This window comes from Streptomyces sp. NPDC047000, assembly GCF_040644295.1.
Classification (GTDB): Bacteria; Actinomycetota; Actinomycetes; order Streptomycetales; family Streptomycetaceae; genus Streptomyces.
Genome location: NZ_JBEYWE010000010.1, coordinates 86,213 through 108,500 on the forward strand (window position 1 = coordinate 86,213; position 22,288 = coordinate 108,500).

At 73.7% G+C, this 22,288-nt stretch carries 20 protein-coding genes; 11 read left to right on the forward strand and 9 right to left on the reverse strand.

The window, feature by feature from the left end; genetic code table 11:
• The first annotated feature begins 142 nt into the window (after positions 1-142).
• Entirely contained in the window at positions 143-1,480 is a 1,338-nt protein-coding gene (locus tag ABZ862_RS18045) for a DMT family transporter (protein WP_360959023.1), read from the forward strand.
• Here ABZ862_RS18045 and ABZ862_RS18050 read toward each other — a convergent pair.
• The gene (locus tag ABZ862_RS18050) at positions 1,470-2,699 is read right to left on the reverse strand and encodes a transglycosylase family protein (protein WP_360959026.1); all 1,230 of its coding nucleotides are present in this window, start codon (positions 2,697-2,699) and stop codon (positions 1,470-1,472) included. The two genes, ABZ862_RS18045 and ABZ862_RS18050, sit on opposite strands and share 11 nt — an antisense overlap.
• 388 nt (positions 2,700-3,087) lie before the next feature.
• On the opposite strand from ABZ862_RS18050, the gene gndA reads away from it, so the two are divergent.
• A complete protein-coding gene (gene gndA / locus ABZ862_RS18055; protein ID WP_360959029.1) occupies positions 3,088-4,527 on the forward strand; it encodes an NADP-dependent phosphogluconate dehydrogenase in 1,440 nt (479 codons plus the stop codon).
• Between the two features lie 557 nt (positions 4,528-5,084).
• Here gndA and ABZ862_RS18060 read toward each other — a convergent pair.
• Complete coding sequence (locus ABZ862_RS18060) at positions 5,085-5,441, reverse strand: GNAT family N-acetyltransferase (protein WP_360959032.1); 357 nt, start codon at positions 5,439-5,441, stop codon at positions 5,085-5,087.
• 31 nt (positions 5,442-5,472) lie between these two features.
• Positions 5,473-5,892: an aspartate 1-decarboxylase gene (gene panD, locus ABZ862_RS18065; RefSeq protein WP_360959035.1), complete on the reverse strand. Its 420-nt coding sequence runs from the start codon at positions 5,890-5,892 to the stop codon at positions 5,473-5,475.
• 222 nt (positions 5,893-6,114) lie between these two features.
• Between panD and ABZ862_RS18070 the strand changes: the two genes are divergently transcribed.
• Complete coding sequence (locus ABZ862_RS18070) at positions 6,115-6,402, forward strand: type II toxin-antitoxin system prevent-host-death family antitoxin (protein WP_360959038.1); 288 nt, start codon at positions 6,115-6,117, stop codon at positions 6,400-6,402.
• Positions 6,395-6,847 (forward strand): PIN domain-containing protein, encoded by a 453-nt coding sequence (locus ABZ862_RS18075; protein ID WP_360959041.1) that lies wholly within the window; start codon positions 6,395-6,397, stop codon positions 6,845-6,847. The genes ABZ862_RS18070 and ABZ862_RS18075 overlap by 8 nt, the downstream gene beginning before the upstream one ends.
• Before the next feature lie 135 nt (positions 6,848-6,982).
• Here ABZ862_RS18075 and ABZ862_RS18080 read toward each other — a convergent pair whose 3' ends face one another.
• Positions 6,983-7,429 carry a signal peptidase I gene (locus tag ABZ862_RS18080; RefSeq protein WP_360959044.1) on the reverse strand — a complete coding sequence of 149 codons (447 nt, stop codon included), beginning with the start codon at positions 7,427-7,429 and terminating at the stop codon, positions 6,983-6,985.
• Positions 7,426-8,637 carry a glycosyltransferase gene (locus ABZ862_RS18085; protein WP_360959046.1) on the reverse strand — a complete coding sequence of 404 codons (1,212 nt, stop codon included), beginning with the start codon at positions 8,635-8,637 and terminating at the stop codon, positions 7,426-7,428. Before ABZ862_RS18085 ends, ABZ862_RS18080 begins: the two co-directional genes overlap by 4 nt.
• A 313-nt stretch (positions 8,638-8,950) precedes the next feature.
• On the opposite strand from ABZ862_RS18085, the gene ABZ862_RS18090 reads away from it, so the two are divergent.
• The gene (locus tag ABZ862_RS18090; RefSeq protein ID WP_360959049.1) at positions 8,951-9,655 is read left to right on the forward strand and encodes a hypothetical protein; all 705 of its coding nucleotides are present in this window, start codon (positions 8,951-8,953) and stop codon (positions 9,653-9,655) included.
• 312 nt (positions 9,656-9,967) lie between these two features.
• Here ABZ862_RS18090 and ABZ862_RS18095 read toward each other — a convergent pair whose 3' ends face one another.
• Positions 9,968-10,879 (reverse strand): LysR family transcriptional regulator, encoded by a 912-nt coding sequence (locus ABZ862_RS18095; RefSeq protein WP_360959051.1) that lies wholly within the window; start codon positions 10,877-10,879, stop codon positions 9,968-9,970.
• A gap of 127 nt (positions 10,880-11,006) precedes the next feature.
• On the opposite strand from ABZ862_RS18095, the gene ABZ862_RS18100 reads away from it, so the two are divergent.
• From ABZ862_RS18100 to ABZ862_RS18125, 6 genes are all read left to right on the forward strand, one after another.
• Positions 11,007-12,008, forward strand: a complete 1,002-nt coding sequence (locus ABZ862_RS18100; RefSeq protein ID WP_360959054.1) for a fumarylacetoacetate hydrolase family protein — start codon at positions 11,007-11,009, stop codon at positions 12,006-12,008.
• Positions 12,005-13,066 (forward strand): cyclase family protein, encoded by a 1,062-nt coding sequence (locus ABZ862_RS18105; RefSeq protein ID WP_360959057.1) that lies wholly within the window; start codon positions 12,005-12,007, stop codon positions 13,064-13,066. The genes ABZ862_RS18100 and ABZ862_RS18105 overlap by 4 nt, the downstream gene beginning before the upstream one ends.
• 23 nt (positions 13,067-13,089) lie before the next feature.
• Positions 13,090-14,220 carry an FAD-dependent oxidoreductase gene (locus ABZ862_RS18110; protein ID WP_360959060.1) on the forward strand — a complete coding sequence of 377 codons (1,131 nt, stop codon included), beginning with the start codon at positions 13,090-13,092 and terminating at the stop codon, positions 14,218-14,220.
• Entirely contained in the window at positions 14,217-15,251 is a 1,035-nt protein-coding gene (locus ABZ862_RS18115; RefSeq protein ID WP_360959063.1) for an amidohydrolase family protein, read from the forward strand. Before ABZ862_RS18110 ends, ABZ862_RS18115 begins: the two co-directional genes overlap by 4 nt.
• Before the next feature lie 4 nt (positions 15,252-15,255).
• Positions 15,256-16,194: a VOC family protein gene (locus ABZ862_RS18120; RefSeq protein ID WP_360959066.1), complete on the forward strand. Its 939-nt coding sequence runs from the start codon at positions 15,256-15,258 to the stop codon at positions 16,192-16,194.
• A 138-nt stretch (positions 16,195-16,332) separates the two neighbouring features.
• Positions 16,333-17,307: a fumarylacetoacetate hydrolase family protein gene (locus ABZ862_RS18125; protein WP_360959068.1), complete on the forward strand. Its 975-nt coding sequence runs from the start codon at positions 16,333-16,335 to the stop codon at positions 17,305-17,307.
• A 92-nt stretch (positions 17,308-17,399) separates the two neighbouring features.
• On the opposite strand, the gene ABZ862_RS18130 is transcribed toward ABZ862_RS18125, so the two are convergent.
• From ABZ862_RS18130 to ABZ862_RS18140, 3 genes are read right to left on the reverse strand one after another with little or no spacing between them, the layout of a single operon-like run.
• The gene (locus ABZ862_RS18130) at positions 17,400-17,984 is read right to left on the reverse strand and encodes a GAF domain-containing protein (protein WP_360959071.1); all 585 of its coding nucleotides are present in this window, start codon (positions 17,982-17,984) and stop codon (positions 17,400-17,402) included.
• Positions 17,985-18,009: 25 nt separating this feature from the next.
• Positions 18,010-18,858: a S8 family serine peptidase gene (locus ABZ862_RS18135; RefSeq protein ID WP_360959073.1), complete on the reverse strand. Its 849-nt coding sequence runs from the start codon at positions 18,856-18,858 to the stop codon at positions 18,010-18,012.
• The gene (locus ABZ862_RS18140) at positions 18,855-22,256 is read right to left on the reverse strand and encodes an adenylate/guanylate cyclase domain-containing protein (protein ID WP_360959076.1); all 3,402 of its coding nucleotides are present in this window, start codon (positions 22,254-22,256) and stop codon (positions 18,855-18,857) included. The genes ABZ862_RS18135 and ABZ862_RS18140 overlap by 4 nt, the downstream gene beginning before the upstream one ends.
• Positions 22,257-22,288: the final 32 nt, after the last annotated feature.

Here is a 22,288-nt window from a genome sequence, read left to right on the forward strand (position 1 = left end):
GTACTCCAACGGGAGTAGGGGACATTGCGTGCTCAGGTACGAAGACGGGAACAGTTCGACCGGGCACCGTTGTTCTCATGGTTGACCGTTCGCTTCCGTCGCGCCGGGCCAGACGCCCCCGGCCCGCGCAGAGGAGCCGCTCATGAGCGCCCTCGCGTTGTCCGTGCTGCTGTCGTTCGTCTCCGCCGTGGCCTACGCGGGCGGGGCGATCGTCCAGGAGCGCGTGGCGGTGACCAGCCCCGGGCAGGCGTACGCCCCGCTGCGCAGGCCGGCGTGGTGGGCGGCGCTGGCGATGAACGGCCTGGGCGGGCTGCTCCACGTGGCGGCGCTGGCCTACGGCCCCCTCAGCCTGGTCCAGCCGCTGGGCGCGCTGACGATCGTGTTCGCGCTGCCGATGGCGGCCCTGTTCGTCGGGCGCAAGGCGGGTGCCACGGCCTGGCGGGGCGCGATCATGGCGACGGTCGGTCTCGCCGGTCTGCTGTCCCTGGTCGGCGCCTCCGAGGCGCACTCCCTGAACGCGGCGCAGCGCGTCGCGGTGGCCCTGGTCGCCGGGGGCGCGGTGGCGGCGCTGATGGCGGCGGGCCGTGCCGCGCACCACCATCCAGCGGTCCGCAGCGTGCTGCTGGCGACCGGTTCCGGCATAGCCTTCGGCATGTCGTCGGTGTTCACCAAGACGGTCGCGGTCGACTGGGACGAGGGGATCGCGGCGGGCGAGCTGCCCGCGCTGGCCGTCATAGCGGTGTTCGCGACGGCGGGCGTGCTGCTGTCGCAGGCGTCGTACCGCGGCGGCGGCCTGGCGGCCCCGCTGGCCACGCTGACGGTGGTCAACCCGGTGGTGGCCGCGGCGGTCGGCATCACCATGTTCGGCGAGACCTTCCGCTACGGCGGCACGGGCACCGCGCTCGCGCTGAGCTGCGGTGTGGTGGCGGCGGGCGGGCTGATCCTGCTGACGACGGAACGGATCGAGCGGACACCGTACGAGGTACCGGAGGGGACGGCGACGGCCCCGCGGGGGGAAGCCGGGCCGGCATCGGGGCGGGTGGCGTCCACCGCCTCCCCGGAGCCGGAGCCGGGGAAGCCGGGGGCGGGAGCGCCAGGAGCGGGAGAGCCCGGGGCGCAGAGGTCTGGGGCGGGCAGGACTGGGGCGGAGGCGCGGGCGGACGGATACGGACCGTACGGCCGAGGACGGCACGGCAGGGGGCCGGACGGCCTGACCGGCGCCGACGGCCTGACCGGCCTCGACGACCTGAGCGGACCGGGCGGCCCGGCGGACACCCCGGTGGCCGTCCCGGACGCGGTCCCCGGCGCCCTGCCCGACGGGCCGCCGAGCGCACCGGCCCCCGACGGCGAACCGGTGCGCTACTCCTACGGCTCCCTCCACGGCGGCGTCTTCGTCCCGGTGCCCGCGCAGCCCGAACGCCGGAAGCCGCGTGAGCCGCGGGAACCCCGGCGGTCGCGGGAGCCACGGGTCAGAGCTTGACGCCGCCCGCGCGGAGGTAGGCGAGCGGGTCGATGTCCGAGCCGAACCCCGGCCCGGTCCGCACCTCGAAGTGCAGATGAGGGCCGGTGACGTTGCCGGTGGCGCCGGAACGCCCTATGCGCTGCCCGGCCGCCACCGTCTGGCCCGCCTTGACGGAGATGGCGGACAGATGGGCGTACTGGGTGTAGCGGCCGTCGGCGTGCCGGATCACCACCTGGTAGCCGTAGGCACCGCCCCATCCGGAGCTGACGACGTGCCCGGCCGCGGCGGCCTTGACGGAGGTGCCGGTGGGGACGAGGAAGTCGACTCCGGTGTGGTAGCCCTTCGACCAGTGCGACCCGGAGGCGTGGTAGGCGGTGCCTATGGGCGCGCTGACCGGGGCGACGAGGGTGTGGCTGTGGGTCGTGGTGGCCGGTTTGTGCGAGGTGTGCGAGGTGTGCGTGGTCGGGGTGGACGCCTTCTTCTTCGTGGCGTGGGTCTCGGGGGCGGTCGCGGCCTTGCCGTGCAGGGCGAGGCGCTGGCCGGGGATGATCAGGTCGGGGTCGGACCCGACGGTGGCGCGGTTGGCGGAGTAGAGCCGGTGCCAGCCGCCGGTGACGTGCTGCTCGTCGGCTATGCCGGAGAGCGTGTCGCCGTGCACGACGGTGTACATCTCGGCGGTGCCCGCCCGGGACTGGGGCGTGTGCTGCGGCTGGACGTCCTTGGCGGAGGTCTTGGCAGACGTCTTCGCGGACGTCCCGGCGGAGGTCCTGGCGCTGCCGGCCCGGCTCGCGGCACCGGTCTTCGCCGCGCCGGCGGGCCGGGTGCCGGCGCTGTCCGGGTGGACGCCGGGGCTGCCGCCGCCCCGGGTGAGGCCGGCCCGCACCGAGCAGACCGGCCAGGCCCCGGGCCCCTGTCCGTCCAGGACCTGCTCGGCGACGGCGATCTGCTGGTCCCTGGTCGCGAGGTCCGCGCGGGCCGCGTACTTGGCGCCGCCGTAGGCCGCCCAGGTGGACTGGGTGAACTGGAGGCCGCCGTAGAAGCCGTTGCCGGTGTTGATGTGCCAGTTGCCGCTCGACTCGCACGCGGCGACCTTGTTCCAGGTGCTCACGTCGGCCGCGTGGGCGGTTCCGGCGGCGACGAGCGGCAGGGCGATCCCGGCACCGCCCGCCGTGACGGTGAGCGAGGCGCGGTTGATCCTGTTCGGCTGATACCGGCGGTGCCGGCCGCGTACGGCCATGGAGTGCCCCCATCGACATGCGTCAGGAAGGCCAAAAGTAAGTGCCCCGAACAGGCCATGACAAGACAGCAATCGGCCGCCCGGGGACGTGGGGGCGCACGGGTTGTGAAGTGGGGGCGCTTGTGTGGAAGGGGAGTTGACACGGCATCATGGCGGGCCCCCTCGCCGCGCCCCCCGCACACCCCGCTCACGGTCGACTTCCGGCGCGGCTGAGCGGAGGAGGCCGGCTGGTCCGTATGTGCGGGGGACGGCTCCGGCCGTGGGCAATACTGGCCGGACGACCGTTTCGGTACCGGCCCCCCTGGTACCCCTGGCACGACCCACGTGATCGTCCTGACATCGTGAAACTTGGATTCTTGAACCCTCGACCTCTTGAGGAGCAGGCGGAATGAGCACTACAGCCCAGATCGGCGTCACGGGACTCGCGGTGATGGGCCGCAACCTCGCCCGCAACTTCGCACGCAACGGCTACACGGTCGCGGTGCACAACCGGACGGCGGCGCGGACGCACGCCCTGGTGGAGGAGTTCGGGCACGAGGGCGAGTTCGTCGCGGCCGAGAGCGCGAAGGACTTCGTGGCGGCGCTGGAGCGGCCCCGGCGGCTGGTCATCATGGTCAAGGCGGGCGACCCGACGGACGCGGTGATCGAGGAGTTCGCGCCGCTCCTGGAGCCCGGTGACATGATCATCGACGGCGGCAACGCGCACTTCGCCGACACCCGGCGCCGTGAGAAGGCGCTGCGCGAGCAGGGCATCCACTTCGTCGGCATGGGTGTGTCGGGCGGCGAGGAGGGCGCGCTGAACGGGCCGAGCATCATGCCGGGCGGCCCGAGGGAGTCGTACGACTCGCTGGGCCCGATGCTGGAGAAGATCTCGGCGAAGGCCGCGGACGGCTCGCCCTGCGTGACGCACGTCGGCCCGGACGGTGCCGGTCACTTCGTGAAGATGGTGCACAACGGCATCGAGTACGCGGACATGCAGCTGATCGGTGAGGCCTACCAGCTGCTGCGCGACGTGGCGGGCTACGAGCCGGCGCAGATCGCGGACATCTTCCGCACCTGGAACCGGGGCCGCCTCGACTCGTACCTGATCGAGATCACGGCCGAGGTGCTGTCGCACGTGGACGCGGCGACGGGCAAGCCGTTCGTGGACGTGGTGGTGGACGAGGCCGAGCAGAAGGGCACCGGCCGCTGGACGGTGCAGATCGCCCTCGACCTGGGCGTCCCGGTGTCGGGCATCGCGGAGGCGGTCTTCGCCCGCTCCCTCTCCGGTCACGCGGCGCTGCGGGAGGCCTCGCGCGGCCTGGCCGGCCCGAAGCCGGTGCCGCTGGACGAGACGGAGGCGGGTGCCTTCGCCGACCGTGTGGAGCAGGCCCTGTACGCCTCGAAGATCGTGTCGTACACCCAGGGCTTCCACGAGATCGCGGCGGGCAGCGAGGAGTACGGCTGGGACATCGACCTGGGCGCGGTCTCCGCGATCTGGCGCGGCGGCTGCATCATCCGGGCGGCGTTCCTGGACCGCATCCGCGCGGCCTACGACGCCCGGGCGGACCTGCCGAGCCTGCTGTCGGACGAGACGTTCGCCGGTGAGATCGCGGCGGCGCAGGACGACTGGCGCGAGGTGCTGGCCACGGCCACCCGCCAGGGCGTCGCCACCCCCGGCTTCGCCGCCGCCCTCGCCTACTACGACGCCCTGCGCGCCGACCGTCTCCCGGCCGCCCTCACCCAGGGCCAGCGCGACTACTTCGGCGCCCACACCTACCGGCGCACGGACCGCGAGGGCTCGTTCCACACGCTGTGGGGCGGGGACCGCGCGGAGGTGACGGCGTAGCCACCGCGTGACCGCGTGACCGCTGCGCGGGGCTTCAGCGGACGGGACGGGGCGGGGTGCCCGGAGGCCGGTGGTCTCCGGGCACCCCGCCTCTCTGTGCCTCAGGTGATCTGTGCCTCAGGTGAGCGGCGGCCCCGGCTCGGGGCTGGGTACCGGTTCGGGTCCGGGCGGGACGGGCGAGGGCGGGGGCTCCGGAGGAACCGGCTCCGGCGGGAAGGGCCCCGGCCCCGGCGGCGGAGGCCCGGGAGGCGGTCCCGGAATCGGGCCGGGCGGCGGCTCCGGCACAGGTTCCGGTGAGGGCGGCTCGGGACCGGGACCGGGAGTGGGCCCCGGCGGCACGGGGTCGGGATACGGCGGGTGCGTCATGACGGTGTCCTCCAACCGGTCGGCCGGCACAGGCTCCGGATCTCTCACTCCCCCGCCTACCCGGCCCCCGACCCACCAGTCACCCACGGGTGCCGGCGGTCAGCCCGTACGAGGCGCACCACCGCCCCCGGCACCCGCACCCGCCTCACGGCGGCACCGCACCTGTCCGCCGCCCCCGCGCCGAGCCGGTCTCAGAAACGCCCGGGGTGCGCCCGCAGCCACTCCTCCGCGGCGGGCCGCAGTCCGGGCGGGGCGGCGGGAGCGTCATCGGGATGCCGCTCGGCCCACCCCGCGACGTACGGACAGAGCGGGACGACGAAGACGCCCTCCCGCGCCGCCGTGCCGTAGAGCTCACGGGCCAGGGCTCCGCCGATGCCCTGCCCCTCGTGGGCGGGCTCCACGATCGTGTGAACGGGGACGAGGGCGCGCTCCGGGGACCCGGGCGGCCCGAGCACGAAGTACTCGATCCGGCCGACGACGGCTCCCCCGTCCCCGAGCGCCTCCAACCGCCCGGCGGCCCGGTCGTCACGGATCCCGATGTCACCCACGGAACGCACCCTCCTGCCGGACGGACCCCGCTCAGCCGGAAACGGCCTGCGGGCTCCGCACCTGATCGGTCCCCGGCACCGGCGCGGAGGCGTCGGCACCGAGGGCGACGATACGGTTGCCGCCGTCGACATGCACGACCCGCGGCTTCAGCTCCCGCGCCTCGGCATCGGTGACCTGGGCGTAGCTGATGATGATCACCAGGTCACCGGGGTGCACGAGGTGAGCGGCGGCGCCGTTGATCCCGACGACCCCGGAACCCCGCTCCCCCTCGATGACATAGGTCTCGAGCCGGGCGCCGTTGGTGATGTCGACGATATGGACCAGCTCACCGGGCAGCAGATCGGCGGCCTCCAGCAGCTCACCGTCGATGGTCACCGATCCCACATAGTGCAGGTCGGCCTGGGTGACGGTGGCTCGGTGGATCTTGGATTTGTGCATGGTGCGCAGCATCGGTGCTCCTACAGGTCGGCTCCCTGCCCGCTTTCTGCAGGTCAAGGGCGTTCTTCACTGTACAGCGGGCCACCTGTCACGCCCACGCCCCGGTCTGAAGCGGACCGGTACGCCCGGCATGGCCATGTACCTGTGAGGTTTCCGCGATCAGCTCACCCACACCGGCGTAACTGCCGATGCGGCCGCCGCATCCCCGCGTAGAACGAGTAGTACAGTGGATGGATGAGCGACGGCGCGGAGGTCCCGCTGAGGGAGCTCAACCAGCAGACATCGCGTGTCCTGGCCCGCGTGGCAGCCGGGGAGACGGTGACCATCACCAAGGACGGCGTCCCGATAGGAGACATCGTGCCCCGCGGCGTGCTGACGGGCCGACCCGCGTACCCGTTCCGCACCGACCCCATGGGCGACCTCGACATCCCCGACCTGGGCGGCCCCGTGCTCGACGACGAGGAGATCGGGGCGACGCTACGGGGGATGGGCGAAGACATGGCTGGTGGGAGCGATGCCTGACATCCCGGTCGCCATCGCCGACACGAACGCCCTGTACCGGCTGTTCACGCCGAAGGACCCCCGCCACTCCGCCCACCGGGAAGCTCTCGCACGAACGGGGCACCTCGTGGTCTCACCCATGGTGCTCACCGAACTGGACTACCTGCTGACCTCACGAGTCGGCAGCAAGGCCGCCATGAACGCGCTGGACTTCATCACCGGCCAGGCGGAGGTCCGCCGGTTCGAGATCCCCGACACCGCACCGCACCTGAGAAGCGCCATGGCGGTGATGCGGGGGTACGTCGATGCGGACGGCGGTGCGGGAGTGGGTCTGGCGGACGCTATGAACGTCGCCCTTGCGGCGGCCTTCCGGACGGTCGACGTTTTCACGACGGACTGCCACTTCCGCACGATGCGGCCGCTGACCGGGGAGCCTTCTTTCCGGCTGCTCCCCGACGACCTCTGACAGTCGAACGAGCGGGCGAGCCGGCGAAGGGCGATACCTCTCCCGACCCGCAACCCTCTTGGTCACCCCGCTCCACGTGGCTCATCCGGCGAGTCGTGCGGCTCGGCTCCCTTCGGCCGGCCACCACCGCACCGGTCACCTGCCGCCCTCCGGACCCGGCCGCGCCTCCTCCTTCTCCTCCTCCGGTACGGCGTATCCGGGGACCGAGGGCCAGCGGACGGTCAGTACGACGGACTCGTCCTCCGCCTCCCAGGAGTGGTCCACTCCCCGGCTCCAGACGACGTAGTCGCCCTGTTCCCGCAGCAGCACGCTGCGGCCGGGGAACTCCATGCGGAAGCGGCCGGTGACGAGGACGAGGAGGGCGGTGCGCACTTCGCCCTCCACCCACTGCGCCCGCCGTTCGCCCCGCGGGTGGACGCCCCACTTGACCTCCACGGCGTGGCTGTGGCGGGGATCGCCGTGCTCCTTGAAATGCCCGAGCAGCCATCCCCGGTCCAGTGCCGCGTCCTTGCCCGCGTTGCCCACATACACGCCGACGGCGGGCTCCTGCCGTCGGTCCGGGACCTGGCCGGGCCCGCTCATCGGAGGGCGTCGGTCAGCAGGCGCGCGGCCACCGCCGCTCCGTCGGTGCGGATCCTGCCGCCGAGGTCCTTCGCCCGGGCCCGGGTGGCCGGTGCCAGGGCCGTCCTGAACGCGGCGGAGAGGGATGCGGCGGTCGCCGTGGGACCGTCGACGGCCACGCCGACGTCCAGGTCCGCCACCTGGCCGGCCCAGTACGGGTTGTCGGAGAGCTGCAGAGGGATCACCACCTGCGGCACGCCCGCCCGGGCGGCCGTCACCGTGGTGCCCGCGCCGCCGTGGTGCACCACGGCGGCCACCCTGGGGAACAGGCTCTGATGGCTGACCTCGCCGATGGCGAGGCAGTCGTCCCGGTCGTCGGTCAGGTCCAGGTCCGCCCAGCCTCGGGAGACGAGTACGCGGTGGTCCTGTGCGCGGATCGCCTCGACGGCCCTGCGGGCGATGTCCGGCGACGGGCGCATGCTGCCGAAGCCCACGTAGACCGGCGGCTCGCCCGCGTCCAGGAAGGTCAGCAGGTCGGCCGGGAGGGGGCGTTCGTCCGGCAGGTGCCAGGCGCCCGTCTGTGTCACGTCGAGGCCCGGAGTCTCCCGCCACGGCCCCAGGGCCGGGTCCGCGGCCAGCCACGGCCGGTCGGTGAGGACGTGGTCGCGGACGTCGTCCACCGGCGGCAGGCCGAGCGAGGCCCGGTGGCCGTTGAGCTTCTCACCGAACTGGGCGTTCACCTGGCGGGCGTCCCGCTCCCACAGCACCCGCTTGTCGGTGACCGCCGGGTCCGGGTCCGGCCAGCCCGGCCGGGGCGGCGGCGCGTGGTACGGGGACGGCAGGTGGACCGCCGCGTAGCTCACGTGGACGTAGCGGATGCCCGCGGCCTCGGCCACGGACCGCGCGGCGATCTGCGCCAGGCCGGCCGCGACCAGCACATCGCATCCCTCGGCCGCCGCGGGGAAGACGTCGAACTGGGTGCCGAGCATCTCGGTCCGGTACCGGTCCAGGTCCGCCGCCGACGGCAGGGCCGCCCCGCGCATCATCTCCCGCACCGGCGGACCGACCGGCACCAGGTGCACGCCGAGGGCGGCGAGCCGCTGCGCGAACTCCTCGTCCGGCGGGGCGCACATCCGCACCTCCGCGCCGAGTTCACGTAACCGCACCGCGAGCGCCACCAGCGGTTCGACATCGCCCCGCGTCCCGTACGTGGACAGCAACACCCGCATTCCGCGCCCTCTTTCGCCCTGACTTCCCACACGTTCCGGTCCGTGCCCGCCCAGGCTTCGAGCGGTTCGCTGACGGCGCTGTGCCGGCCGCAGCGGATACGCGGCAGCAGTGTACGTCGCGGTGATCACGGACACGGGTCGGTCCCCGAACCGGTGCCCGAAGGGGCGGTGTTCGCCCGCGGTCACCCGGCCATGGCCTCAACTCGCAACTTTTTCGGTGATCTTCCGGGTGCGGAGCCCCAGGCACGCCTTACTCTCGCGCAGATGGATGTGCAGAAGCTTCCGATCGTCAACACGACCTGAAAGCGACTCAATGCAAAGTTCGTCCGCACCCGTCCCCGATGTCTCGATCATTCTGCCCTGCGCCGGATTCGGTACGCGCTTCGAGGCGCCCTACTCGAAGGAGCTGCACTGTCTGGCTCCCGGGATCACCGTGCTGGACCGCAGCCTGGAGGCCGTCGTCGAGCTGGCCAAGAGCGGGCTCAGCGTCCGCCTGGTCGTCGTCTTCAGGACGCACAAGCTGGACACGGTGAGCTATCTCGCCCGCTACGCCGGCCTCTTCCAGATCGTCTTCGTCTACCAGGACGAGTCGTTCGCACCGGATCTCGACGGAGCGATCCGGTCCGGCCTGCCCATGACTCAGGGGCCCGTGGTCCTCGTCCTGCCCGACATCGTTATCAGCGGCGCGGGGAGTGCCGGCAGTCTTCTCGCCGCGCTGCGTCACACGGAGGTGGCGGGCTGGAGCGTGGTGGCCGCCGAGGAGCGGGATCCCGACATGCTGCGTCAGATGGGCGCGCTGGCGCTGGCCGAGGAGGGCGGCGTCATGACCGTCGGGGCGGCCACCGACAAGCCGGCGGACCCTTCGGGCTACAACGCGTTCTGGGGCATGGTGGCCGTCACGGCGGAGGAGGCGCACCGGTTACCCGACGTGGTGGGCAAGGGCGCGGACAGTCCGCTGTCCGGTGCGGTCGCCCTCCTGGTGGACAGCATCGTCAACTACAACACCGTCGCGGGCTGACCGCCTGTCGCATCGGCATGAAGTCAGCATTCGGACGCGAGGAGGTTCCTGGTCGACGGGGCCGCAAGCACGCTGGTCCGTCCTGCCCGACCAGGAACTTTCAAAAGTGCTTGGGCCCGGTCCTCGCGTCATCCGATGTGCCGATGCCGTCGATCCGGCACGTGGATGGCGGCGGCCTGCGGCCATCCCCCGGCAGCTCCCGAGCGGTCCGGGACGGCCCCGGACGAAGCAGGGCCGGCAGGCAGCCGGCAGGCGCGCGGCTGGGCGGCGCGGGCCCTGCCGGTGGGGCTCCCGGGAGGCAGGAGGCGGGGCTCAGGCCGGGAGGCGCAGGCGGGCACCGATGCGTGCGGCCGTCTCGCGCAGCCAGATGTGGGCGGCGTCGTGGGTGTGCACCGGATGCCACCACAGGGCTTCCCGCAGCGGTACGGCCTCGTACGGCGGTTCCACCACCCGGACGGCGGCGATGGGGGCCAGCAGCCGGGCCAGGCGGGCCTGGACCAGGGCGATGCGCCGGGTGCCGGCGACCAGCAGGGGCAGCAGCTGGAAGCTGTCGACGGAGACCTCCACCCGGGGCTCGACGCCGAGCATGCCGAGCTGGCGCACCGCCGGGGCGTCGTAGGTGCGCTGGTACGTCACCCACGGCAGCCGTTCCAGGTCGCGGCGGGTGAGCCGGTCGTCGACGCTGGGGTGGTCGTCGGCGACGAGGAACACCCAGCGGTCGTCGTAGAGGTCGGTGGCGGGGAAGCCGCTGACGACACCGTGCGGCATGAGCAGTCCGTCGGTGGCGCTCAGCAGGGTGGCGGTGTCGTCCACGACGGTCGGCGGGGTCTGGAAGAAGCGCAGCCGGATGCCCGGGGCCTCCTCGTGCACCACCCGGGCCAGTTCGGTGCCGAAGACCGCCACGGCGTAGTCCGACGTCACGATCTTGAACTCCCGGTGTTCCTCGGCCGGGTCGAAGTCCGCCTGGCTGGCGAAGAGCCGTTCCAGCACGTCGTAGGCGGTGGAGGTGCGGTCCAGGAGCACCTGGCCGAGGGCCGTCAGCTCGTAGTGGCCGCCGACGCGGGCGAGCAGTTCGTCGTCGAAGTGCCGGCGCAGCCGGGCGAGGGCGGCGCTCATCGCGGGCTGGCTGAGGCCGACCCGCTGCCCGGCACGGGTGACGTTGCGTTCTTCGAGCAGGGCACGCAGGGCGACGACCAGGTTGAGGTCGAGGCGGGCCAGGTTCATGGGATTCCCTCCGTGCTCCGGCGCCGATCAAAGAACGATCCATATGATGGATGACGGCCATCCACAGAATCAATTTCCCTGATCACGGGTGCGGGGTCCAGATTAGTCGGACCGCAATCTGGAGGACATGGCCGTGAAACCTGAACCCGCGTCCGCGCTCTTCGCCGGACCCTTCGCCCTCGCGACCCTCTCGGCCCCGGCCGGGCCCCGCTTCCCGGCCCTCGTCACCCCCGACGGCCGGGCTCTCGATCTGCGGGCCGCCTTCGACGACGAGCGGCTGACCGTCCTGGGCCTGCTGGAGCGCTGGGAGACGGCCCTGCCCCGGCTGCGGACGCTGGCCGCCGCCTCCGGCGGTGCCCGCACACCGCTGGCGGACCTGCGGGTGCACGCGCCGGTGGAACCGCGCCAGGTCTTCCAGTCGGGCGCGAACTACCGGCAGCACGTGATCGACCTGCACGTGGCCCATCGCGCCCCCGGTGACGAGCGGCCCGAGGCCGAGCGGCGTGCGGAGGCCGCGGAGATCATGGACCGGCGGGCCGCCGAGGACCTGCCGTACGTGTTCATCGGCCTGCCCAGCGCCATCACCGGCCCGTACGACGACGTGGTGCTGCCGCCGGAGGCCGGGAAGCCCGACTGGGAACTGGAGCTGGCCGTCGTCATCGGCCGGCCCGCCTACCGGGTGTCCGTGGCGGACGCTCCGGCGCACATCGCCGGTTACACGATCGCCAACGACCTCACCGACCGGGCGACCGTCTTCCGCCGGGACATGCCGCAGATCGGCACCGACTGGCTGCGCAGCAAGAACCTGCCGGGATTCACCCCGCTCGGGCCGTGGATCGTGCCCGCCGCCTCGATCGGCGACCCCGACGACCTGCGCGTCACGCTGAAGCTCAACGGCGAGACCATGCAGGACGAGTCGACCAAGGACATGATCTTCAAGGTCGCCCGGATGGTGTCGTACGCCTCGCAGAGCGCGCGGCTGCTCCCCGGCGACCTCGTCCTCACCGGCAGCCCGGCCGGCAACGGCATGCACTGGGGGCGGCTGCTGCGCGACGGTGACGTCATGGAGGGCTCCGTGACCGGCCTCGGCGCGCAGCGCACCCGGTGCGTGGCGGAGCCGGCGGCATGACGGCCGCCGACCACCGCCCCTCCGACGGCGCGACGACGGCGGAACACCGCTCCCCCGACGGCGCGCCGGCCGCGCACCGCTCTCCCGACGGCGCGAGTGCCCTCGACCGTCACGACCCGGAAGGCGCGATCGCGCGCGCCGCCGGGGCGTACTCCAACTGGGGCCGCTGGGGCGACGACGACCGGCTCGGCACCCTCAACTTCCTCGACGAGGGCAAGCGCCGCGAGGGCGCCGGTCTCGTCCGGCGCGGGGTCAGCTTCTCGCTGTCCCAGCCGTTCGACATGAACGGCCCCCAGAAGGGCTGGCGGCGGCGCACCAACCCGGTGCACACCATGCTGGACACCGGCTCCGACGCCGCCCTCGGCACCCAGGGCTTCCCGCACGGCATCGGCGGCGCCGACGACGTGATCGCCATGCCGTTGCAGTGCTCCACGCAGTGGGACGGCCTCGGGCACATCTTCGACCACGGCAGGGCGTGGAACGGGCGGCCGGCCGGACAGGTCGTGACCTCCGACGGCGATCTCGTCACCGGTATCGAGCACATGGCGCCGTACGTCGCCGGGCGCGGGGTGCTGCTGGACGTGGGGCGCGTGATCGGCGAGGCGGGAGAGCTGCCCGACGGCTTCGCGATCACCGAGGAGCACCTGACCGCGACCGCCGCGGCGCACGGGGTGACCGTGGGACGCGGCGACCTCGTGCTGGTGCGCACCGGTCAGCTCGCGCGGACGCGCCGCGAGGGCTGGGGCGACTACGCCGGCGGCCCGGCGCCCGGACTGTCGTTCACCACGGCCGGCTGGCTGCACGGCACCGAGATCGCCGCGATCGCCACCGACACCTGGGGCTTCGAGGTCCGTCCCAACGAGTTCGAACACGCCTTCCAGCCCCTGCACCAGGTCGCGATCCCCCACCTCGGCCTCCTCATCGGCGAGATGTGGGACCTGGACGCCCTCGCCGAGGACTGCGCGGCGGACGGCGCGTACGCGTTCTGGCTCACCGCCGCTCCCCTGCCCATCACCGGGGCCGTCGGCTCACCCGTCAATCCCATCGCCGTCAAGTGACCGGCGGAACAAAGGAGTTCCCCATGACCACAGCCCGCTCGGTCCTCGTCGTCGGCGGTGGGGCCGCCGGAAACGCCGTCACGGTCCTGCTACGCCGCGCCGGTGTGGCCGTGGACCTGATCGAGGCGAAGGACGACTGGAACGCCACCGCGGGCTCCGGCATCACTTTGCAGGGCAACGCCCTGCGCGTGCTGCGTGAACTCGGCGTGTGGAAGGAGGTCGAGGCGTCCGGCTACGGCTTCGACTCGGTCGGCATCACCGCCCCCGACGGTACGGTCCTGCACGTCTCCCACGACCTCCGCACCGGCGGCGACGACCTGCCCGCCACCGTCGGCATGCAGCGCCCCCGATTGCAGCGGATCCTGATCGACGCCGTCCGCGCGAGCGGCGCCTCCGTACGGCTCGGCACCCGCGCCGCGTCGCTGGAGCAGGACGGCACCGGGGTGACCGTACGCTTCACCGACGGCACCGAGGGCCGCTACGACCTGGTGATCGCCGCCGACGGCCTCGGCTCCACGACGCGCGCGGCCGTCGGCATCACCGCCGCGCCGGAACCCACCGGCATGGCCATCTGGCGGGTCGCCACCCCGCGCCCGGCCGGTGTGACCCGTACCGACCTTGCCTACGGCGGCCCCGCCTACATCGCCGGCTACTGCCCGACCGGCGACACGACGATCTACGCCTACGTCGTCGAGGCCGGCCGTGACCGCGCCGCCGTCCCCCGGGACAGCTACGCCGACGAGATGCGGCGTCTCGCCTCGGCCTACGGCGGCTGCTGGCCGGAGATCACCGAGCACATCACCGACCCGGCGAAGGTCAACTACACCTGGTTCGACCGGCTGCTGGTCGAGGGCTCCTGGCACCGCGGCCGGGTCGTCCTCGTCGGCGACGCCGCGCACTGCTGCCCGCCCACCCTCGCCCAGGGCGCGGCCCTGTCCCTGGAGGACGCGTGGGTGCTCGCGCAGCTGCTGACCGGCACGGACGACTGGGACGACACGCTGTTCCAGGCGTACTACGAGCGGCGGATGGCGCGCGTCCGTCCCGTCGTCGAGGCATCCGTGCAGATCGGCCGGTGGCAGCTGGACGGGGTGCGCGACGCGGACGTGCCCGGTCTGATGGGCCGCACGATGACGATGCTCAGGGAGCTGCCGTGACCGCCGCCGGCCCCCCGCCGCGTACCGGCGCACCCGCCTCCCCCACCGTCGATGTGCACGCCCATGTGCTGCTGCCCGAGGTCGAGGCCCTGGTGGCGGACCTGCCCGGCCTCGCGGAGGCGAAGGCCCTGGACGCCCGGCGCAACGGGGCCGAGGCCCTCGCGGTCAGCGGCCCCATGGTGCGCGAGCGGATCCCGCTGCTGACCGACGTGGCCGCGCGGCTGGCCGCGATGGACGCCCAGGGCGTGGACGTGCAGCTGGTCAGCCCGTCCCCGTCGCACTACCACTACTGGACGGACGAGGAGACGGCCGAGAAGCTGTACCGGCTCGCCAACGAGGCCACGGCCGCGCACTGTTCGACCGCCGGGGAGCGGCTGCGCGGCCTGGGACTCGTACCGTTGCAGCACCCGCGGCACATCGTCCGGGCCCTCGACCACGCGCTGGAACTGGGCCTGGCCGGGGTGGAGATCTCCAGCCACGCCCCGGGCCGGGAACTCTCCGACCCGGCGTACGAGCCGTTCTGGACCCGGGCCGAGGAGAGCGGCGCGCTCGTCTTCCTGCACCCCTTCGGCTGCACCCTCGACGAGCGGCTGGACCGGTGGTACCTGTCCAACAGCGTGGGCCAGCCCGTCGAGAACGCCGTCGCGCTGTCCCACCTGATCTTCTCCGGTGTGCTCGACCGGCACCCGGGGCTGAAGGTGATCGCCGCGCACGGCGGCGGCTACCTGCCCACGCACATCGGCCGCGCCGACCACGCCTGGTCGGCCCGCTCCGACGCGGCCACCGGCTGCGCGCACCCGCCCAGCAGCTATCTGAAGCGTCTGTACTTCGACTCCCTCGTCCATGACCCGCACGTGCTGCGGGAGCTGGTCCGGGCCGCGGGGCCGGACCGGGTGCTGCTCGGCTCCGACTTCCCCTTCGACATGGGCGCCGAGGACCCGGTGGCCGCCCTGCGCGCGGCAGAACTGCCCGACGCCGACCTCCGTGCCGTACGCGGCGGCAACGCCACCGCCCTCCTCTCCCTGGAGTGACACCATGAGCGCACGTCTGCTCACCCATCTGCGGCACGTCGACCTCGCCGTGCCCGACTACGACAAGCAGCTCGAGTTCTACGCCGGTGTCTGGGGGCTGACGCAGGTCGCCGAGGACTCGGGCATCTCCTTCCTCGCCGCCGAGGGCTCTCCCGAGCAGTACGTGGTCCGGTTGCGCAGGGCCGAGGAGAAGCGCCTCGACCTCGTCTCCTACGGAGCCGCCACGCCGGCCGACGTCGACACCCTCGCCGAACGGCTGGGCACCGGCGGGGTGCGGCTGATCAGCCGGCCGGGCACGGTGGACACGCCGGGCGGCGGGTACGGCTTCCGCTTCTTCGACGTCGACGGCCGCACCGTCGAGGTGTCCGCCGACGTGGCGGTGCGCCGGCACCGCAGGATCGAGGAGAAGGAGTCGATCCCGGTCAAGCTGTCCCACGTCGTGCTCAACTCCCCCGACCTGGACCGCACCAGGGACTGGTACGAGCGGCACCTCGGCTTCCGGCTCTCCGACACGCTCAGCTCGCCGCACATGGGCGAGGTCATGCACTTCATGCGGATCAGCAACCAGCACCACTCCATGGCGATCGCCAGGGGCCCGCACACCTCGCTGCACCACGTCTCCTTCGAGATGCGCGGCCTCGACGAGTACATGCGGGGCTCCGGCCGGGTGATGCGCGCGGGCTTCCAGAAGATCTGGGGCCCCGGCCGGCACCTGGCCGGCGACAACACGTTCACCTACTTCCTCGACCCGCACGGCAACACCGTCGAGTACACGACCGAGCTGGAGTGCCTGGACGAGGACACCTGGCACCCGCACGTCTACGACTTCTCCCGGCCCGAGGTCACCGACCAGTGGGGCACCGCCAACCCGATGAACGAACTGGTCGCGAAGGAGTCGTTCAACGATCCCGACCGCGGCTGCTTCGTCGCCCCGCCCGTCTGATCCCACCCGGGCTGCCGGGCTCCCAGGGTCCCGGGCATACGTGCTCACGCACTTGCGGGGCCCGGGGGCCGGGCCCGCCGGCCGCCCCGGCCCTCACGTTCCGGACCTCCGCCCCTTCAGCCCAGCCAGGAGCCGCTCATGCGCTTCGCCGCCTACGCCGCACCCCACGACCGGTCCCGTCTCGCGGTCGTCGACGACGACGGAGTGCTGTACCCGGTGCCGGGCGTCCGCTCGCTCCGGGAGCTCCTCGACGCCGGGGGCGGACTCCCCGCGCTCCTCGACGCCGGCGCCGCCACCCTCGACGTGCCACCCGGCCCCCATGTCTCCGAGGTACGGCTGCTGCCGCCGCTGCGGCCCGCCTCGGTGCGGGACTTCGTCACCTTCGAGGAGCACGTCGAGGGGGTGCGCCGCGCGGTGGAGGGCACCGGCGGGGTGCCCGATCAGTGGTACGCGGCACCGACCTTCTACTTCACCAACCCGCACGCCGTCCACGCGGCGGGCGACGGCATCCCGATGCCGCCCGGCTCCGCCGTCCTGGACTTCGAGCTGGAGGTCGCCGCCGTCATCGGCCGCGAGGGCGGCGACCTCACGCCCGGGCAGGCCCGCGACCACATCGTCGGCTACACGGTCTTCAACGACTGGTCCGCCCGTGATCTCCAGTCCGCCGAGATGAAGGTGGGCCTCGGCCCGTGCAAGGGCAAGGACACCGCCACCACCCTGGGCCCGTACCTGGTCACCGCCGACGAGCTGGAGCCGTACCGGGACGCCGAGGGCTTCCTGCGGCTCGCGCTCACCGCCGAGGTCAACGGTGAGGTCGTCGGCCGGGACCTGCTGTCCAACATGAGCTGGACCTTCGAGGAGATGGTGGCCTACGCGTCCCGCGGCACCCGGGTGCTGCCCGGTGACGTCCTGGGGTCCGGTACCTGCGGCAACGGCGGCTGCCTCGCCGAACTGTGGGGCGTACGGGGCGAGCGCACCCCGCCGCCGCTCGGGCCCGGCGACACCGTCACGCTCACCGTCGAGGGCATCGGCACCGTGTCCAACACCGTCGTCCCCGGCCCCGATCCCGTACCCCTGCCCGCCGGCCGGCGCCGGCCCCGGGAACGGCCGTGAGCGGCCCGCCGCGTCGTCCCTGAGCCGTTCCTGAGCCGTTCCTGAGCCGTCCCCGGTCCTCCTCGGTCCTCCTCGGTCCTCCCGCGTCCTCCTCAGTCCTCCAGCAGGCGGCGGGCCTCGGTGAGGAGGCGCAGGAGTTCGGTCCGGGAGGGGTCGCCGGGGGTGCCCGGGACCGGCCGGTCCGGGGCGTGGGTGGTGACGACGTTCAGCGCGACGGCGGCCTGGCGGGCGAAGAGGCACAGCAGGTCCAGTTCGGGAAGGCCGGAACGGGCCTGCGGCGAGGGGTCCAGCACCTCCAGGACGCCGAGGACGCGGTCCCCGTGGAGCAGCGGGACGGCCATCAGCGCGTTCGGGACGTAGCCGGTGGACTCGGCGATGTCCCGGTCGAAGGAGGCGCTCTCACGGAGATCGTCGACGATCATCGGTTCCCCGGCGGCGGCGACCCACCCGGCGATCCCCCGCCCCGCCGGGAAGCGGCGGCCGACCAGGAACTCCTGGCCCTGGCCGGAGACGGCCGCGAAGACGAGTTCGTCCGCCGCGGTCTCCAGGAGCATGATGGAGCTGGCCTGGGCACCGAACAGGGCGCGCGCGGTGTCCACCACCGACTGCAGGAGCTCCGCCCGGGCCGGGTCCGGCCGGGGGCTGGCGGACGCGGCGGCGGCGATCGGCTGAGCCATGGAGGTTCCCTTCCGGTGCCGGGCCTTACCGGCTTCCGTGGACACGGACGTTGGCTGCGGACAGGTACAGGGCGTTCTTCAGCTGGAACGGTGTCAGCCGGGGGCTGCTGGACAGGAGCCGGGCGCAGAGTCCCGCGACGAACGGGGTGGCGAAGCTGTTGCCCGAGCTGCGGATGGTCCCGCCGCCGAGCCACGCCACCTCGACGCGCTGGCCGGGGGCGAAGAACTCCACCGGGGGCTCGGGGTTGTAGAGGTACAGGTCGGGGTCGTCCTCCTGGTGGCTGCCGACCGAGATCACCGAGGAGAAGCGCCAGGGGAAGCTCTCCACCTGGGTGTTGTGCGCCGAGGCGACGATCACGGTCTGCTGGAAGTACGCCTCGTCGGCGAGGCGGCGCAGCTCCTCCACGAAGCGGTCGCGGCTGGTGGACAGGGAGAGGTTCACCACGTCGAAGCGCCGGCGCACCGCCCAGCGGAGCCCTTCGAGCAGGACATCGCCGCCGCCGGAGAACCGCTCGCCGAGCACGCGGACGCTGGAGATCTCGCACTCCGGGGCGGTGCGCCGGATGATCCCGGCGCAGGCGGTGCCGTGCCCGCAGGCGTCCCCGTCCTCGGTCTCCTCCACATGGAGGCCGTCCTCGTCCTTGAAGGCCCGCCAGGACCGGGCGACGGGCCCGACCAGCGGGTGGTCCCGTTCGACGCCCGAGTCGACGACACACACCCGTACCCCGCGTCCGGTTCCGCCGGGCAGGCCCTGGTCGGGCGGGTCGGGCGGGCCGTCGGCCTCCACGGGTACGTCGGCGGGGCCCCGGCCGCGCAGGCCCCAGGTGAGTTTCGGCGGCTGCGGGGTCGCCGCCGGCGGCTGCACGGTCGTCATCGTGCGCTCCCCCTTCCGGCGTTTTCGGTGTCTTCGCCTTCGGTGGCGGGCGCGACGGCGGGGCCGGGCCGATCCGGGCGGTCGGCGCGGTCCGGGCGGTCGGCGAGCAGCGCCTCGGCCTGTCGTACGGCGGGCAGATGGCCCTTGGCGGCGAAGTGGCCGCGGGCCCGGGCCGCCGCCCCGGCGGCCTCCGCCGGCCGGCCCAGTGCCAGGAGGGTGCGGGCCAGGTCGAGGGCGGCGAGACCGCGGACGATGGGCGAGTCGGTACGGTCGGCGGTGGCGACCGCGCGGGCCGCGAGCCGGGCCGCGGTACCGGTCCGCCCGTCGGCGGCGGCCAGCCGGGCGCGCAGTCCGTCGAGATCGGCGGCCTCGGCGCGCGCCCGCGCCGGTTCCACGCGCATCCGCAGGACGCGCTCCTCCCGGGTTCCGTCGGACCGCGGCCCCTGCCGTGCCGTGCCGCCGTCCGCGTCCGACCACGTCTCGTCCGGCGCCCGTTCCTCGTCCGTCCGGGCCGGATCCTCCTCCTCGCCGTCCAGTTCGGTGAGGGCGGCGCGCGCTCGGCGCGGGTCGCCGAGGTCGAGGCGGATACGGGCGGTGTCGAGCAGGGCGCCGCGCAGCAGTGCCGTGGCTCCCAGCCGCCGTGCGACGGCGGCGGCCCGTTCCAGTCCGGCCAGCGCCTCCTCCCGGCGTCCGGCGAGGTCGGCGACGGTCGCGGTGAACAGCGGCAGGAAGGCGTCGGCCTCGGCGTAGCCGAGCCGCCGGGCGAGGTGCCCGGCCTCGGTGAGGCAGGCCAGCGCCCCGTCACGGTCGTCGCGCAGGGCGAGCAGGACGGCGAGCGGGCAGTTGAGGGTGAGCCGGACGGCGCGGCGTCCGGCGCCCTGGTCGGCGAGGAGATCCCGGCAGCGGGCCACGGCGTCGGCGGCCGGCTGCGGGCCGCGCCACAGGGAGACCCCGGTCGCACCGAGCACCGCGGCCCGCTCCGGCTCGGCGTCGGCACGCACCGCGTGGTCCAGGGCGCGGGCGAGCAGCCGCTCCGCCTGCCGGTGGCGGCCCTGTTCCTGGGCGCGCTGGGCGAGCCGCAGGCAGGCCCGGGCCTGGCCCAGGTCGTCGCGGGCCGCCGCGAAGACCGGCAGGGTGACGGCGGCCGCCTCGGCCGGTGACTCGGTGCTGCCGGTGGAGCGGCCCGCCGAGGCGAGGGCGAGCCGGGCGTGGGCGGCTTCCACCACGGTCTCGTCACCGGCACCGAACGCGGCATCGGCCCCGGTGCCGGACCCGTCCTGGGCCAGCACCTCTTCGAGGAGCGCGATGCCCTCCTCGGCACGGCCCAGGTCCAGCAGGGTCTGGCCGAGGCGGCGGCGGGCCGCGGTGGCGCCGGGCTCTCCGGGGGCGTACCGGGCGGCGGCCCGGGTCAGCAGACCGGCGGCCCACACCGGGTCGGCGTGCGCGAGGGCGAACCGCCCGGCGTCGGCGAGGGTGTCGGCGGCGCGCAGTCGCAGCCCGTCGGTGTGCGCGTCCTGGGCGCCGAGTTCGGTGCGGTAGCGGTACGCCTGGTCCAGGTGGGCGCCGACCACGGCGCTGCCGCGTTCCCGGATCGCCGCCAGCCGGGCCGCCCGCTCGTGGCGGTCTGCCCGGTCCTGTTTGGACTGGCCGGCGTAGACGACCTCCTGGATCAGTCCCCCGGCGAAGCGGAACGCGGTGCCGTCCGGACGGATGAAGCGGTGCCGGACGAGTCCGCGCAGCGTGGCGCGCAGTTCGGCGGCGGTCCACTCCGGTTCGGGGGGTCCGGCGAGCGCGGTCAGTTCGCCGACGGTGAAGTCGCCGCCCAGCACGGACGCCAGGCCCAGGGCCCGGTGTTCGGACGGGGCGAGCGCGTCGACACGTGCCCCGATGAGCGCCTGGAGGGACAGCGGGACACTGTCGCCGTCCACCGGGTCGCCCGCGACGAGGAGTTGTTCGAGGTGGAGCGGGTTGCCGCCGACGCGTGCCAGTGCCTGCGGGCCGAGCGGTACGGCGGCCGCCCTGCCGTCGGCGGCCTCGCTCATGGGTCCGGCGCCCAGGGGTCCGGCCCCGGGTCCACCGGCCGGTTCGTCTGCGCGTTCCGCGGCGAGTTCGGCGGCGAGGAGCTGCGCCTCGGCGTCGGAGAGTCCGCCGAGCGGTACGGCGTCCGGGGCGAGTTCGGACCGGGTGTCGAGGAGCTGGGGGCGGCCGAGCAGGACGATCAGGACGGCGGCGTCGGTGAGGGCGCGCAGCAGCCGGTCGAGGGCGTCGAAGAGGGGATCGGCGGCCCAGTGGGCGTCGTCGACGACCAGGACGACGGGGTGCGCGGCGGACAGGTCGGCGAGGACCTTGGCGAGGGCGGCGCAGGTGTCCGCCGGGGAGGGGCTGGGTGTGCCGTCCAGGAGCAACCCCTGGTGGAGCAGGTCCAGTTCGGGTGAGGGCGCGGCGGGGCCGCAGGTGTCCAGCAGGCCGGCGACGGCGTCTGCGAGCGGCGCGAGGCTGGGCTGTTCGCCGCGGGCCCGGCAGCGGCCGGCACCGTGCCGCGGGCCGTCGGACGCGGTCGCGGCCCGGCGCAGCCACTCCCGTACCAGCCGGGTCTTGCCCTGGCCCGCCTCCCCCACGACGACCAGGCGGGCGGCCCGGCGGACACCGAGCACGCGGGCCAGCGCCCGGTCGGCCAGGGCGAGTTCGTGCTCCCGGCCGACGAAGGCGAGGTCGAAGCGGCGCAGTGCCTCCGGCGCGTCCGCCTCGTCCAGGGCGAGCAGGCGGTGGGCGGTGACCCGGTCGGCCTTGCCCTTGAGCAGCAGCGGGCCCGTCCGCTCGGCGCGGACGCCGGGCCCGGCGGCGGCGAGGGTGCCGGGGCCGATGAGGATCTCCCCCGGGGCGGCGTTCTGTTCGAGGCGGGCGGCGACGTTGACGACCTCGCCGGAGACCATCGCCTGCCGCAGGGTGGCCGAACCCGTCACGGCCTGACCGGTGTTGATGCCGATGCGCATATGGAGGCGTACGCCGACCGCTTCCGCGAGACGGTCGTTGAAGCCGTCGAGGGCGTCACGCATGGCGAGGGCCGCGGAGAGCGCGCGGCGGGCGTCGTCCTCGCGCATGGTGGGCACGCCGAAGACGGCCATCACGGCGTCCCCGATGAACTTCTCGACCGTGCCGCCCTGTTCCTCGATATGACGACGCATCAGGTCGAACCAGCGCAGCGTGACCGAGCGCAGGGTCTCCGCGTCCAGGGTCCCGGACAGCGCGGTGGAGCCCACCAGGTCGCAGAACAGGAGGGTCACCACTTTGCGTCCGGTGGGCCGGGCGGTGACCGGCCCGGGACCGCACGGGCTGCCGCAGGCGGGGCAGAACCGGGCGTCGGGCGGGATCTCGCCGCGACACGTGACGCAGGGCATGACTTCCTCCGGTGGGGGGCGGGACCGCGGGC